This is a genomic window from Chryseobacterium paridis, from assembly GCF_016595215.1.
GTDB classification, from domain to species: Bacteria; Bacteroidota; Bacteroidia; order Flavobacteriales; family Weeksellaceae; genus Chryseobacterium; species Chryseobacterium paridis.
The window spans coordinates 230,127-244,672 of record NZ_JAENHK010000007.1; the positions used below are offsets into that span (position 1 = coordinate 230,127).

At 34.0% G+C, this 14,546-nt stretch carries 11 protein-coding genes; 4 read left to right on the forward strand and 7 right to left on the reverse strand.

Annotated elements, in window-relative coordinates:
• Nucleotides 1-322: 322 nt before the first annotated feature.
• From JHL15_RS07975 to alaS, 5 genes are all read right to left on the reverse strand, one after another.
• Complete coding sequence (locus JHL15_RS07975; protein ID WP_200244835.1) at nt 323-1,792, reverse strand: M20/M25/M40 family metallo-hydrolase; 1,470 nt, start codon at nt 1,790-1,792, stop codon at nt 323-325.
• A gap of 11 nt (nt 1,793-1,803) precedes the next feature.
• Nucleotides 1,804-2,040 (reverse strand): hypothetical protein, encoded by a 237-nt coding sequence (locus JHL15_RS07980; RefSeq protein WP_089029527.1) that lies wholly within the window; start codon nt 2,038-2,040, stop codon nt 1,804-1,806.
• A 10-nt stretch (nt 2,041-2,050) separates the two neighbouring features.
• Entirely contained in the window at nt 2,051-4,252 is a 2,202-nt protein-coding gene (locus JHL15_RS07985) for a hypothetical protein (RefSeq protein ID WP_200244837.1), read from the reverse strand.
• A gap of 160 nt (nt 4,253-4,412) precedes the next feature.
• The gene (locus JHL15_RS07990; RefSeq protein ID WP_200244838.1) at nt 4,413-6,866 is read right to left on the reverse strand and encodes a DUF5686 family protein; all 2,454 of its coding nucleotides are present in this window, start codon (nt 6,864-6,866) and stop codon (nt 4,413-4,415) included.
• Between the two features lie 114 nt (nt 6,867-6,980).
• Complete coding sequence (alaS, locus tag JHL15_RS07995) at nt 6,981-9,584, reverse strand: alanine--tRNA ligase (protein ID WP_200244843.1); 2,604 nt, start codon at nt 9,582-9,584, stop codon at nt 6,981-6,983.
• A gap of 353 nt (nt 9,585-9,937) precedes the next feature.
• On the opposite strand from alaS, the gene JHL15_RS08000 reads away from it, so the two are divergent.
• From JHL15_RS08000 to msrB, 4 genes are all read left to right on the forward strand, one after another.
• Nucleotides 9,938-10,492, forward strand: a complete 555-nt coding sequence (locus JHL15_RS08000) for a sigma-70 family RNA polymerase sigma factor (RefSeq protein ID WP_200244844.1) — start codon at nt 9,938-9,940, stop codon at nt 10,490-10,492.
• Between the two features lie 11 nt (nt 10,493-10,503).
• Nucleotides 10,504-10,776 (forward strand): hypothetical protein, encoded by a 273-nt coding sequence (locus JHL15_RS08005; protein WP_200244845.1) that lies wholly within the window; start codon nt 10,504-10,506, stop codon nt 10,774-10,776.
• Between the two features lie 80 nt (nt 10,777-10,856).
• Nucleotides 10,857-11,306 (forward strand): DUF417 family protein, encoded by a 450-nt coding sequence (locus JHL15_RS08010; protein ID WP_200244849.1) that lies wholly within the window; start codon nt 10,857-10,859, stop codon nt 11,304-11,306.
• Between the two features lie 17 nt (nt 11,307-11,323).
• Nucleotides 11,324-12,409, forward strand: coding sequence for a peptide-methionine (R)-S-oxide reductase MsrB (gene msrB, locus JHL15_RS08015; protein ID WP_200244852.1), 1,086 nt, complete (start codon nt 11,324-11,326; stop codon nt 12,407-12,409).
• 297 nt (nt 12,410-12,706) lie between these two features.
• Here the strand turns inward: msrB and JHL15_RS08020 are convergent, their stop codons facing one another.
• Together JHL15_RS08020 and JHL15_RS08025 are read right to left on the reverse strand one after the other, a co-directional pair.
• Complete coding sequence (locus JHL15_RS08020) at nt 12,707-13,552, reverse strand: ABC transporter permease (RefSeq protein ID WP_200244854.1); 846 nt, start codon at nt 13,550-13,552, stop codon at nt 12,707-12,709.
• Nucleotides 13,545-14,456, reverse strand: coding sequence for an ABC transporter ATP-binding protein (locus JHL15_RS08025; RefSeq protein WP_200244860.1), 912 nt, complete (start codon nt 14,454-14,456; stop codon nt 13,545-13,547). Before JHL15_RS08025 ends, JHL15_RS08020 begins: the two co-directional genes overlap by 8 nt.
• Nucleotides 14,457-14,546 lie beyond the last annotated feature (90 nt).

Consider the following 14,546-nt stretch of genomic DNA (forward strand, 5'->3'; position numbering starts at 1 on the left):
CGGAATGAAAGAATCTCATCATGGTAGTGCAACTACAAAAGTCACAAAAGTTTTTAAACACTTTGTCATTGCGAACGAATGTAAAGCAATCTCAGTTTATAGCATTAATTACAAAAAATTTAACACGTAAGCTATTTTAAGTTTAATACTCTCTGCATAAGAAGTACACTTAAGTTTCTGAAAAATCTTTGATTTTTTTTTTTGCTATGCAACTCTTCTTTTGGAACTTAAATCTTAATAGCATCATAAAAAAAACTTTGCGTTGAAAAGATCCAACGCAAAGCTATATTTAAAATTACAAATCTACATTTGTATTTTGTCTTTATCTTTCCAATGTAAAATTTGGGATCACTTTTGGACGTTCATTTTCATTAGCTACTTTCCAAGAAGTTCTGTACATCCACTCCGTCATTTTATATAATTTTTTATAATTGATATTTTCAGATTCATCCTGTGGAGTATGGTACTGATCATGTAAAACACTGGTGAAGAAGATGGCTGGAATTCCCACTTTAGCATAAGGTAAATGATCACTTCTGAAATAGAAATATTCTGCGTGATTAGGAGAATCCCAATCTTTCAGATATTTGAATTTGGTACTTTCATTATTGGCTTCCTCTGCCATTTTTACTAATTCTTCAGAGTTTTTGTGAGGGGCATTTCCTCCTAATAAAGCAGCTTCTTCAAGGCTGTTTCGTCCGATCATGTCACCGTTTAACACAGCAACAATCTGTTCTTTTGGGACCACGGGATGTGAGGCATGCCATCTCGATCCTAATAATCCCCTTTCTTCAGCACCGTGAAAAACAAAAAGGATACTTCTCTTTCCAGGTTGCTTTTTATAGGCTCTTGCCATAGCTAACATCGCAACACAAGTACTGGCATTATCATCGGCACCATTGTAGATCGTATCGTTTTTAACAGGGTGTCTTATTCCGTCATGATCCTGATGTCCACTGATTAAAACGTATTCATTTTTTAGCTTAGCGTCCGTTCCTTCAATTTTTCCAATAACGTTCACTGAAGGATATTTATAAGTTTCAGTAATTAGGTGTAAAGAAATTTTAGGATTGTTTTTTACCCATCCTGCATTTTCTCTTTTGATCCATAAAACAGGAATGTTATTCGTTACACTTTCCCGTAAACCTTCAACTCCATAAGAACCTCTTGTCATCTGAGGAAGAACCTCAACCCAACTTTTTTCTGAAGTTTCATCAGTGATAAAAATGATCGCTTTAGCACCAAGGCTTAAGGCTGTATTATAATATTTTGTTCTTACAAATCCGGGATACCTTCTGATAAAAAGGGTCATCTCTTTATCAATGTTTTTGTCTGAAGCATTGATAGCAAGAACTTTTCCTTTCAAATCTAATTTTGATAGATCTTCAGGTTCTGTATTTCCGGCATATACAACGTCTGCATCTAAATTAGCATTCACCGGTTCCGCAACGAGAAAGTCTTTCCATAATTTTAGTGTCGTTCCTCCCAGTTTCATACTGCTTTGCGGAATAACCTGATGCCTGTACATATCAAAATATTGGAAAAAAGTTCCATTATCACCTGCAGGACTCATTCCGGCTTCTTTTGCTTTATCAGCCAGCCACATTGAAACTTTAAGCTCATTTAATGTACCTGCTTCACGTCCCCAAAACTGATCTGCAGCCATTTCATACATGTCTTTTTTGATGTCGGATTCTTTGATAGCAGATACTAAAGGTTTTTTATAGCTTTGGGCATTGCCAAAACATACCATAAATAGGCCTAATAAAGACAGAAAATAATTCTTATTCATAACATTTGCTATTAATTAAGTGGAGCTAACTTTTCAGAAAACTGCTTGGAAAACTCTTTTCTATCTTCTTCTAACTTCTCCTTGTCTGCCGGTAAAATATAATTGAAAAGAATCTTTTCCTCACGATCGATAAAAATGATCTCTTTCTCTTCACCATCAATCATCTGTAGGAAGATCTCCCACATCGAAACATCTTTTAATCGTAATAATTCAAAAAAATCGTCTGCTTTTATTTCTATTTTTTTCATGTCCTAATTATTAAAATTCTAATAGCTTTAACTTAAACTGTATCGCAAAATTTTGCTTGAAGTTAGAGGTCGTATAATAACCCACTCTATAAAATACCCCTAAATTAAAATAGCTTGAAAGGAAGTTATTCCACTCTACACCTACTTCCTGATACAAATGATCCAGCTTTTTAAATTTGAAATCATGATACTCAGGATGCTTCATATCTCCTATCGTTCCCCTTAAAATAAAATCGAAACTCGATACGTTTTGTCCAATACTCTTTAAATAAAGCGGAAGCTTGTGAGTGAGGTAGTATGCTATAAATTTATCATTATAATATTTTCCTCCTTCTAATGTAGCAAATCCAAGGTACGAAGTAAGGTTAAAATTAATATCTCTTCCCGGAGAAGCCAAACCATTCATCGTGAAATTTTTCCAGATGGGAGCTTCCCCTAAAACTAATCCACCATACAATCTTACCCCTGTAGTTCCCAGTACTGTTTTAAAGTTATGAACAAAAAGAGCATCGAATCGGGTGTAATTGAAATCACCACCCAAAAGTTTGTAACTCTGTTCATAATTAAGATAGAGTTCAGGATATTTCTGGTCAATAATAGACTTACCCTGTGGCGTCATAATATTGGTAGAATTGGGAGAAAACTTTAATGTAAATAACGTGTTGAAATTTTCAAATGCCGGACCGCTATTTCTAAACTGATAATCGAACATCGCCTGTTCAAAGTTCCTCCTTGCCGCAAAAACCAAGGTAAGACCGTTCGTAATATCATTCAGATAGGATAGGGAAGCGCCTCTGAAATGATAATATCTGTCGTTATTTAAGTTGTTTCCATAATTCATCATCCGCATTTTAAAGTTCCACAGCCTTCTGTAGAATTCCCCTGAGGCGGTTACATCATTATAGTATTCAATTCTAAAGAATGAGTTTTTCTCAAGGGTGGTTTTCATATCTAGCCCAATTCCATACTTCCATTTATCATCCTTGAATCCGTAGGCGAAATAATAATCCGGAGAGAAATAAGGATTAAAAGTTTCATTTAATTTGGCTTTTAAACCCAGCCTGAATCCCTCGTATAAGTTGTAATTTACAATTTCATCTACCGCAAAATCGACAATGCCCAACCTGATCTGTCCATTGATGAGACCGGTTAATAATTTTGCTTTGTTGTCGATATTATAAATCTTGCCCAGACTATCGATTGTAGTGTATGTATTTCTTTCCCGATCTGTAAGAGGATCCGTTCTGTATTGATCCAGAGATCTTCCATCAGCATTTTTTACAGAAAAAGTATATCCTTTAAAATCTTTGGGATTCTCTTCAATAGGGGATTGGAAATCAAAATACCTAGAGGTCAGAAAGGCGTAGGTTCCAAAACTATTTTTGGTCTTTTTTAAAGAATCTTCATCGTGTTCCTTACCTTCATCCTTCATGGCCATTTTGCTCATGCGTAGTTTTACCTTTTCATGAGCTAAAAACCATTTATTATTATAGAAAACCCACGTACTGGTAATAATTCCGTCGTTTTTATTTTTACTGAAGTTTTCAATTTTTTTAATACCGTAGGTTTCAGTATCTATATAAATTGCTCCGTTATATTTTCTCTTTTTATCTGATTTTTTGTAATTCACCTCCCGAAAACGAATGACAAAATTTTTTCTTCCATCCAATTCGATTGTATCGGTAAGAAAATATCTGTACAAACCTCTGTTTTCCTGTTTAACTTGATTAGGAATATGATCTCTGTTACTTTGCTGTAGAGCAATCATCTCATAAATTGGCTGTTTGAGACCGGAAATTCTATTATCTAAAATATTAACCTTTTCCCCATATTTTTTTGAATACAAAAATTCCTGAGCTCTTTCCCAAAGGAATAGCTTACTTTTTGAAAATATCTTTCTGGCTGAGATGTTATTTAATGAGTCTTTCTGCCTTTTCTTTTTGAAGAAATTGGTGTCGTTGAAAAATTGATTAAACTGAGTAATGCTGTCTTCATCAATATCTAAAGATACTTTTTCATATGATTTAAAGGCATAAGAGTTCAGTGTTTTAGGGGAATTTTGTTTAAAAAGCTGATTAACCTTTTTTAATATTTCCAAAGCTCTGGGATCACTTTTATCTGCTATGACAACAGCTTCAATGGATGTAACTTTTGATTGTGAATAACCAAAAATGTAGACCCAGAAAAATATAAATAATAAAACCCTTTTCATGTAAAAAATCTTGGTAAAATTAATAATATTAATTGTCTTGGGAAAGTTTTGTTAATTGATATTAATATCATCTTTAATTGAATTTACCTTTTAGAATTAAATAGAAAAAACTCTAGAAATTTTCTAGAGTTTTTCTGTTGTATGTAAGAGATTTTATTTTTTAAAGGACATTGAATCTGATTTTGATACCCACATTATCTTTGAATTGTGATGTTTGATAATATCCAAGTCTATATGATAATCCTACACCAAAGCTAGTACCCAAAAATCTGTTCCAGACAAATCCGACTTCCTGATAATAATGGTCGAGTACCTGAAAGTCAAACTGATGGTCTGCTCTGTTTTTAAAGCCTCCTATAGCAGACTGATATTCGATTTCGATATTGGAATATTTCTTACCAACAGTTTTAAATCTGAATGGTAAATATTGTGAAATTTTAAATCCAACAAATTTATCTGCAAAGAAAGTTCCGGAAGGCATTGTTATAAAGCCTAAATTAGAAGGAGTATTGATATTGGAATACCATTTATCAGAATTCTGATCTTTTTGACCTGCTATTTCAAAGTTTTTCCAGATCGGAGCGGTTCCCGAAGATATTCCTCCAAAAAGCTTAATGTTGGTGTATCCCAGCTTAGATCTGAACTGATGAATAATCAAGGCATCTAAGCGGTGATAATCGAGATCCCCACCTAAAGCATCAAAGCCTTTTTCATAATTGACAAAGAACTGAGGATAACTTTTTTCATAGGTGAATTTTCCACCGGGAGTCATGATGTTTTTGTCGTTGGGGGCATATTTTAAAGATAATGTGGTACTCACATTGTCAAAAGCATTACCCATGTTTTTATATTGATAATCGAAAAGAGCCTGCTGTTTTTCCTTATTTACAGCAATTTTCATACTTAATGAATTGGAAATGTCATAAAGGAATGAAGCTCCCCATTTTTGACTTTTATAGAAAGTTCCATTGTGAAGATCTAAATTGATATCCGAAACCTTCATCATCATATCCCACATGTTATTGCTGAATCTTCCTGCTGCAAAGACATCATCTGCATAATCAATACGGAAAACAGATGTTCTTTTTGCGGATAATTTCACATCCAGACCCAAACCATATTTCCAGTGATGATCTTTGAAACCATATCCGAAATAACCATCAGGAGAGAAGATTTTATTGAACTTTTCATTCAATTTTATCCCGGCTCCCAAACGTACACCCTGGTATTTATCGTAACTGAAAATCTTGGTGAGATCAAAATCAATCATTTTATAACGCAGGTTTCCTCTCATCAGCTGTGTTAAAAAACTAAGCTTCTTCTCAAAATCGTGCTTTTGTACAAAACTATCTATTTTAGCATAGGTAGCACTTTCTCTTGCCGTAAGGCTGTTGGTTCTGTACTTCTGAAGCAAACTTCCATCCGAGTTTTTTATTTCAAGAGAATAGCCTTTGAAATCAGATGCTTTCTGCGTTTCATTGATTTCAAAATCGAAAAATCGGTTTTTTACATACAGATAAGTTCCAAATTTCTTTTTATTATATTTTACCTTTTCTCCTTCTTTTAAACTGTCTTTTTTAGAAGTATTAAAGCTTTGGCTGCTCATTTTAAACTTAATATCTTCATAATCTAAAAACCATTTGTTATTAATAGGTTTCCAGACAGAAACGATATTTCCTTCGTTTTGTTTTTTGTTGGTACTTTCAAACTTTTTTAATGCAAAGCTTTGTGCGTCAACATATATTTTCCCATTGAATTTTCTGGGATTTTGTTTTTTCTTATCTGTAATTTCTTTGAACTTAATGACGTATGTTTTTCGGCCATCCAGCTCTAAAGTATCCGAAAGATAAAAATTAAACAGTTCCCTGTTTTCAGGTCTCAATTGTCTTGGGGTTCTGTCTAAATTAGAAAAATTAATTGCCAATGCTTCATAAATAGGATTTTTAAATCCTGACATTCTGTTGTCTATGATATTGGTTTTTTCTCCATAATTTTTGGAGTATTTGTATTCTGAGGCTTTTTCCCAAAGGAACATCTGGCTTTCCTGAGATGCACTGAGGAGATCTTCATTGATCAGCGAATCCTTCTTTTCACCCTCTTTCTGCTTGAAATTCTTATGATCTACTTTGGAAAGAGAATCTTTTCTGATGGCTAAAAAGTTTTTAAAAGTATCGATAGAATCTTTATCTACATCAATAGAAGATTTGCTATATGATTTAAATTGATAAGACTCTAAAGACTTCGGAGAGTTATCTTTGGCTCTCTTATTGACTTCATCCAATATTTTTAATGCTCTCGGATCACTTTTATCATTAATGACAACCCTGTCAATATTGTCTATTTTTTCAGAAGACGGTTTTAGTGATACTTCCATCGACTTTTTTACATCAACCAAAGCATCTTCAAAATTGCTGGCAAGAATTTCTACTTTTTTACATTTTGTTTTAAAAGATACTACACCTTCATGATCGGTCTTTCCAAGTAGATTATCATCGCAATAAACTGCGGCATTTTGAATGGGCTTGTTATTATTTTTACTGAATACCTTCAGCTGCGTCTGGCCGAAAAATAATACCGTGAAGAATAAAAATAGGGAAGAGAAAAATTTTGCCATTAACTTTTTATAGATAAGACAACACTATGGATAGGAAAGTTACAAAATAGTATGAAAAAATAAAAAGCAGCTGTTAAAAAACAGCTGCTTTATTATATTTTGCTTGTAATAAAATTAAATATTCAAAGCTTTTTGATAAGCATTTTCCAAACCTGCAAGATTTTTTCCACCTGCAGTAGCAAAACCTGGATTTCCACCACCACCGCCTTGGATTTCTTTAGCAAGCTCTTTAATAATAGCTCCAGCCTGATAGCTGGCAGCCAGATCATCAGAAACACCTACTGTGATCATTGGCTTATCATCAGCATTGGAAAGAACGATCGTCACAGAAGTTGGGATCTCTTTTTTCAGCTGGAAAACAATATCTTTTACCGAACCGGCATCTAATGATGTTTTCTTAACCAATAATTGTTTATCTCCTTTCTGTTCATAAGAACCTTTCCAATCACCAATTTCTCCTTTAGCTTTTTCTTTTTTCAAAGAATCTACTTCAGATTTCAGAGATGCATTTTCCTCAATTAACTTTTCGATAGATCTTACAACATCTTTCGATTTTAATAATTGAGAAAGTTCTGTTATTTGCTGCTCAATATTTTTGAAGTATTCAGCGGATTTATCTCCGGAAATAGCTTCAATTCTTCTGATCCCTGCAGCAGCAGAGTTTTCGGAAGTGATTTTAAAGTGACCGATTTCGCTGGTGTTCTTAACGTGAGTTCCCCCACATAATTCTTTTGAACTTCCAAACTGGATCATTCTTACATTATCACCATATTTTTCACCAAACAAAGCCATTGCGCCTTTGTCTATCGCTTCCTGGATCGGAATATTTCTGAATTCCTGTAAAGCGATGCTATCTTTGATCTTTTGATTTACTTTTTCCTCTATTACAGCTAATTCTTCCTCTGTCATTTTATTAAAATGAGAGAAATCGAAACGTAAATAATCCGGACCTACATAAGAACCCTTTTGCTCCACATGAGTTCCAAGAACTTCTCTTAGAGCTTCATGTAAAAGGTGGGTAACAGAGTGATTCGCCTGAGAATTTTTTCTTTCCGTAGCATTTACTTTAGCATAAAAAACAGCACCGGCATCTTTTGGAAGACCGCTGATCAATGAAATGATCAATCCGTTTTCCTTTTTAGTTTCTAAGACCTCAAAGCTTTCAGTAGCATTTTCTAAAACACCCTTATCTCCGATTTGTCCACCCCCTTCAGGATAGAATGGAGAGCTGCTTAAAACAACCTGATAAAATTCACCATCTTTATTTTCTACTTTTCTGTATCTTGTTATATACGTTTCAGATTCAAGCTGATCATATCCAACAAAAGTCTCCGGTTTTTCTTCTAAAACTACCCAGTCATAAACCTTTGAAGCAGAATCTTTTTTAGAACGCTGCTTTTGTTTTTCCATTTCAGCTTTAAATCCTGCCTCATCAATGGTCAATCCTTTTTCTTCTGCAATGATTCTCGTTAAGTCATCCGGAAAACCATAGGTATCATACAATTCAAAAACCTCAACAGAAGGGAGTACTTTTAAATCGTCAGTAATTGTTTGCTGAATCAGTTTTTCAACTCTTACCAAACCACTCTCGATTGTTTTCAGGAATGATTCTTCTTCACTTTTAATTACTTCTGTAACAAGATTTCCTTGTTTTTCCAATTCAGGGAAATAAGGTCCCATCTGATCTTTAAGTACTGATACCAGTTCGAAAAGGAAAGGTTCCTTCATTCCTAAAAAACGATAAGAGTAAGAAATCGCTCTTCTTAAAATTCTTCTGATCACATATCCAGCACCTCCGTTGGAAGGTAATTGCCCATCAGCTATCGCAAAAGAAACAGCTCTGATGTGGTCCACAACTACACGGATAGCAATATCTTTTTCGTCCTCTAAAATTCCTGTATACTTTTTACCTGAAAGTTCTTCAACTTTAGCAATAAGCGGAGTGAAAACATCGGTGTCATAGTTGGATGATTTGCCCTGTAACGCCATACAAAGACGCTCAAATCCCATTCCTGTATCAACATGCTGTTGCGGAAGTTTCTCTAAGCTTTTGTCAGCCTTTCTGTTGAATTCCATGAAAACCAGATTCCAAACCTCTACCACCTGTGGGTGATCATTGTTTACCAATTCCAATCCGGAAATTTTGGCTTTTTCTTCAGGAGTCCTAAGGTCAATATGGATTTCAGAACAAGGTCCGCAAGGTCCGCTTTCACCCATTTCCCAGAAGTTATCTTTTTTGTTTCCGTTGATAATTCTGTCTTCAGAAATATGAGATTTCCAGAAGTCATACGCATCCTGATCTCTTTCCAGATTTTCAGAAGCATCCCCTTCAAAAATAGTTACATACAAGTTCTCTTTCGGAATTCCGTAAACTTCCGTCAACAATTCCCAGGCAAAAGCAATAGCATCTTTTTTAAAATAATCACCAAAAGACCAGTTTCCTAACATCTCGAACATGGTATGGTGGTAAGTATCTCTACCTACATCATCCAAATCATTATGCTTCCCTGAAACTCTCAAACATTTTTGGGTATCGGCAATTCTAGGGGCTGTAGGTGTTTTATAACCTAAGAAAAAATCTTTGAACTGCGTCATTCCAGAATTGGAAAACATGAGGGTAGGGTCATCTTTCAACACGATAGGTGCTGAAGGAACGATAAGGTGGCCTTTACTTTTAAAATAATCTAAAAATTTTTGACGTATCTCTTGTGATGTCATAAGTATGTATATTGCTTTGCTTTTATGATAAGATGCAAATTTAATGTTTTTAGGTGATTCTGTTTTAATTTATTGATACTTTTGGAAAGATTTGTATCAATAATCGCAAACAATTTCAGGAGCTATTTCCCGCTTTCCGCACTCGCTATTTTTCTTTTGCAAAGAAAAATGAGCTCAAACAAATGTGCAATCGGGGCTAGGAGAAAAATGCCGTTGGAAGCTACCTCGTCAAAATTCTTTTATAATTTTCTACAAGTCTCTTAAGGAAGCTGATTTTCATGCTGTATATTTTCTTGTACTTTTCCGTTTAACTTACTATCTTCGTTATCATCTGAAAAAGATAAAAGTGTACTATGACTAAAAATGAAGTGCTGAAAACCTGGGTTGAAAAGTATTCGGGATCGCTATTGAAAAGGGCGGCATATCTACTTTCAGACAAAGATGATGCAAAGGATATTGTTCAGGAAGTTTTTCTTTCAGCATTGTCAGCGTATGACTCTTTTGAAGGGAAAAGCCAGCCGTTAACATGGCTCACTACTATCCTTAACCGAAAGGTTGCTGATTTTTATCGTGGAAAATATAAATCTGAACCTCAGATTAAACTCGATCATTTTTTTGATGAAACAGGTTCATGGAAAAATAATGGGGTGCTAGCTGATTGGAACATTTCTAATAAGGAACCAGAGCTTTTAGACGACCTGAATTTTAATAAAACTCTGGAAGATTGTATTGAAGAATTACCGCTCCGATGGAAGATTCCGGTGAAAATGTATTATCTTCAAGAAAAAAAGGCTCCGGAAGTAAGTCAGGAATTGAATATTTCTACGACTAATCTATGGAAGATTTTACAAAGAAGTAGAATGCAGCTGCGAGAGTGTCTGGATTTTAATTGGTTTGCAAAATCATAAACTGTTTAAAAATGCTTAGGAAAATTATACACTTATTGTTTCTTCCCTGTAGTACAGCTACATTGCTTATGGAAAAGAAAAATGCAGGATCCATCTCTCCAAAAGAGGATCGGAAACTTTCTATGCATTTAAGAATTTGCAAATGGTGCCGGGCCTATCAAAAAAAACTGGAACTTCTGGATGATATCATGAAAAGAACTTTTACCCTGAAAGAAAATGATAAAATTAATGATGCTGATATTCAGGATTTTAAAGATGATATGATCAAAAAAATAGATTTTTGATACATATTCTGTCAGGATTTTGAATCTGTTCCGACTATACTTTTGAAAATAATAAAATAGTCATTCAAAATCTTAAAATTATGAACGGAACATCAAACCAACTAACCAAAGAATACCCGACGTATAAGCTTGGTTATTACATTTCTCTTTACGGAGCAGCACTTATTTTATTGTGGATTGGAATTTTCAAATTTACACCCACCGAAGCGCAAGGAATAAAAAGCCTGGTTGAAAACCATTTTCTAACTTTTTTCGTATATAAAATAGCAAGTGTTCAACTGGTGTCAAATGCTATCGGAACGATAGAAATTATCATTGCATTACTACTCATATTTAGTCCGAAATTTGTAGCTCTGAAAAAGTATGCAGGAATAGGAATGATTGTTACTTTCCTCGTTACTTTAAGCTATTTATTTACAACACCCGGAATCTGGAAAGTGGTGGATGGAGTACCCGTAACGGATTTCTTTATTCTCAAAGACTTGATGCTTTTAGGATTTGGACTGATGATATTTCAAAAAAATAAATAATGAATAAAAAGATAAAAATGAAAAGTATATTAATATTACTGGCAGTAATTTTAGGTATTGCAGTATTCGCACGCAGTTGCGGAGATTCAAAAAAATCAACAGAAACTAAAAAAGAAAATGAGACCATTATGGACAGTAAAAATGTAAAAGAAGTTTATTTTGCAGGCGGATGTTTTTGGGGAACAGAGCACTTTTTTCAACAAATCCGTGGAGTAGTAGGAACAGAAGTTGGATATGCCAACGGAAACAAAACCAATCCTACATATGAAGAAGTTGTAAGTCATTCTACAGGTTTTGCCGAAACGGTAAAAGTAAAATATGATCCTGAACAAGTTGATTTGAAATTATTAATTGATCTATATTTCAAAACAATAGATCCTACAAGTGTAAACAAGCAGGGAAATGATAGAGGAGATCAATACAGAACAGGTATTTACTCTACAGATAAAGATACAGAAGCTATTATAAAAGAAGAGGTTCAGAAATTAGCTAAAAATTATAACAAGCCGGTTGTAGTAGAAACGATTCCTTTGAAGAATTTCTACAGAGCGGAGGATTATCATCAGGATTATTTAGACAAAAACCCTGGAGGTTATTGCCACATTGAACCAGAACTTTTTGAAATGGCCAAAAATGCAAATCCACTTCCAAAAGCTAAATATCAAAAACAGGATAAAAAGGTTTTAAAAGAAAAACTGACTGCTGAACAATATAGTGTAACGCAGGAAAATGCTACAGAAAGACCTTTTCAAAATGAATATGATAAAGAGTTTCGTGAAGGGATTTATGTAGATATTACAACAGGAGAGCCATTATTTATCTCAACAGATAAATTTGAATCCGGTTGTGGATGGCCAAGTTTTTCCAAACCGATTACTAAAAATGTAATTGATGAGAAAATTGATAAGTCTGTTGGAATGACTAGAGTAGAAGTAAGAAGTAAAACAGGAGATGCTCATTTAGGACATGTTTTTACAGATGGACCTAAGGATAAAGGAGGTTTACGTTACTGTATCAACAGTGCTTCTCTTAAGTTTGTACCAAAAGCTGAAATGGAGAAAAAAGGATATGGTGAATATCTTCCGTTACTCGAGAAAAAATAATTTGTAAAGGTTGCTGAAAAGCAACCTTTTTTATTTTTATGTCATTCAGAACACAGACTGAAGGTCTGCGAACGTTGTTCAGTAGCGTAGTGTGGAATCTAAACTTACCAATAACAAAATTTGATCTGGATTCCTACGGAATGACAATGTGCTGTTGATCACTTTAGCTCAATTTATGTACTTGAATGGATTCTTTAAAACTTAGCATTGACACGAGTTTAAAAATAAAAAAGTGATTCATTTGAATCACTTTTAATATTTTAATTTTTCAATCTTTTAATCTTTCAATTAAAAAAACTACCAATCTCTCTTCCTCAAAATCCAGTAAGAACCAAAAATAAATACTCCACTCCAAACAATACAGGCGATTAAGCTTTCTGTAGGATAGGTAAACTCGTATTTCATTCCCATTGCTTTGGCCATGTCTAATCTCATGATGGGATTGGGTATCAGGTTGGACATACTTTCTAAAGGTAAAAGATGAGTGATGAAAAAATCATCCTTCATGATTTTCATTCTTTCCAGTTGTTGAGTACCACGAACTTTTTGAAATATTTCAATAGCACTTAATATTCCTTCTCCAATCCAGTACACAAAGAACCCAAGAAATACAAACATTGATTTTCTAAGAAGTACTGAAAGAAACATTAAGAAGCAGAAAAAGGTAAACAGTTTTACAAAATAGTTTCCTATAAAGAACATTTCTTTAAAGACCATGGCTGAATCTGTAGTCTTGGAATAACTCTGTCCCAAAAACAAGGTGATAATAAAAACAAGAATGGTTGAAACAGTAGTAAATACAGTTATTGTTAATAATTTTGATCCAATAAATTCCTTTCTGCTTAATCCATCAATAGTATTTTGTTTGAACATTCTGTTACTGAATTCCTGAGAGATTGAAAAGACAATGATCAATCCCAGGAAGATCTTTAATAACGCTACGATCCAGGTCGTAAAATTCCATATTTCAGGGAAGTTATAGATTCCTTGTTCTTTTAAATTGATTGTAGCTCCAAAAATATCCAGATCCACTAATCCGATGAAGAGAAGGGCTACTAATATGGCAAAATATAATAGGGTAAAAACTCTGAATGGTTGATAATTCAGGTTTTTGTAGTATTCGAGTTTTAGTAATTTAAGCATGGGTATCTGTGTTTTTTACAAGTTCAAGGAATTGAGTTTCAAGCGAAAGTTTTTTCTTAGACAAATGAGATAAGAAAATACCTTTTTCTGCTAATTTTTGATTCAGACTGGAAGCGGAAATTGAAGCATCCTCACGGATCTGAGCTTTTATAATATCATTTTCCATTGTTACGGAACTGAACCATTGGAGCTCTTCCAAAGCATTTAACAGCAGTGTATTATTATCAGCTTTTAATTCAAAAAAGCCTTTATTGTTGGTGATCTCATCTACCCGTCCACTATAAATGGAATTCCCTTCTTTTAAAACAATAACATGACTGCATATTTTTTCGATTTCATCCAAAAGGTGACTCGCAATAATGATGGTAATACCTTGTTTTGCAATATTGGAAATGATCTCTCTGATCTGAATAATACCTTCCGGATCCAGCCCGTTGGTAGGCTCATCCAGAATCATTACTTCAGGATTGTTTAGCATAGCAGAAGCGATAGCCAAACGCTGTTTCATTCCCAGTGAAAAGGTTTTAAAAGTATCTTTTTTTCTTTCTAAAAGATTAACTATGGTAAGGACTTCGTCAATTCTTTCATACGGAGCCCCTTTTATTTCAGCGACGATCTTTAAGTTGGTTTCTGCACTCAGATAAGGATAAAAATTAGGCTGTTCGATAATCGCTCCGATTTTTTTTAACGTTTCCGGGTCTGTGCCTTTTTTTCCAAACCAATACCAATCACCACTGGTAGGATTTATAGTAGAAAGAAGCATTCCGAATGTAGTTGATTTTCCACTTCCGTTGGGACCCAGAAGCCCATACACATTACCTCTTTCTACATCAAATGAGATATTGTTTACAACGACTCTCTTGAATTTTTTGGTTAAATTCTTTACTGACAAAACTTTTTCCATGTAATTTGTTTTACATAGTAGTAGTCTTTGTTATACAGAGAATGTTACAATAATTAATCAAATTGTTTGATATCTATTAAGATTAAAATA

What these genes read in the sequence shown, in the direction of transcription:
- JHL15_RS07985 (WP_200244837.1), bottom strand. Translation starts at nt 4,252, where the DNA reads ATGAAAAGGGTTTTATTATTTATATTTTTCTGGGTCTACATTTTTGGT.
- JHL15_RS08025 (WP_200244860.1), bottom strand. Translation starts at nt 14,456, where the DNA reads ATGGAAAAAGTTTTGTCAGTAAAGAATTTAACCAAAAAATTCAAGAGA.
- JHL15_RS07990 (WP_200244838.1), bottom strand. Translation starts at nt 6,866, where the DNA reads ATGGCAAAATTTTTCTCTTCCCTATTTTTATTCTTCACGGTATTATTT.
- JHL15_RS08005 (WP_200244845.1), top strand. Translation starts at nt 10,504, where the DNA reads ATGCTTAGGAAAATTATACACTTATTGTTTCTTCCCTGTAGTACAGCT.
- JHL15_RS08020 (WP_200244854.1), bottom strand. Translation starts at nt 13,552, where the DNA reads ATGCTTAAATTACTAAAACTCGAATACTACAAAAACCTGAATTATCAA.
- alaS (WP_200244843.1), bottom strand. Translation starts at nt 9,584, where the DNA reads ATGACATCACAAGAGATACGTCAAAAATTTTTAGATTATTTTAAAAGT.
- JHL15_RS07975 (WP_200244835.1), bottom strand. Translation starts at nt 1,792, where the DNA reads ATGAATAAGAATTATTTTCTGTCTTTATTAGGCCTATTTATGGTATGT.
- msrB (WP_200244852.1), top strand. Translation starts at nt 11,324, where the DNA reads ATGAAAAGTATATTAATATTACTGGCAGTAATTTTAGGTATTGCAGTA.
- JHL15_RS08010 (WP_200244849.1), top strand. Translation starts at nt 10,857, where the DNA reads ATGAACGGAACATCAAACCAACTAACCAAAGAATACCCGACGTATAAG.
- JHL15_RS08000 (WP_200244844.1), top strand. Translation starts at nt 9,938, where the DNA reads ATGACTAAAAATGAAGTGCTGAAAACCTGGGTTGAAAAGTATTCGGGA.
- JHL15_RS07980 (WP_089029527.1), bottom strand. Translation starts at nt 2,040, where the DNA reads ATGAAAAAAATAGAAATAAAAGCAGACGATTTTTTTGAATTATTACGA.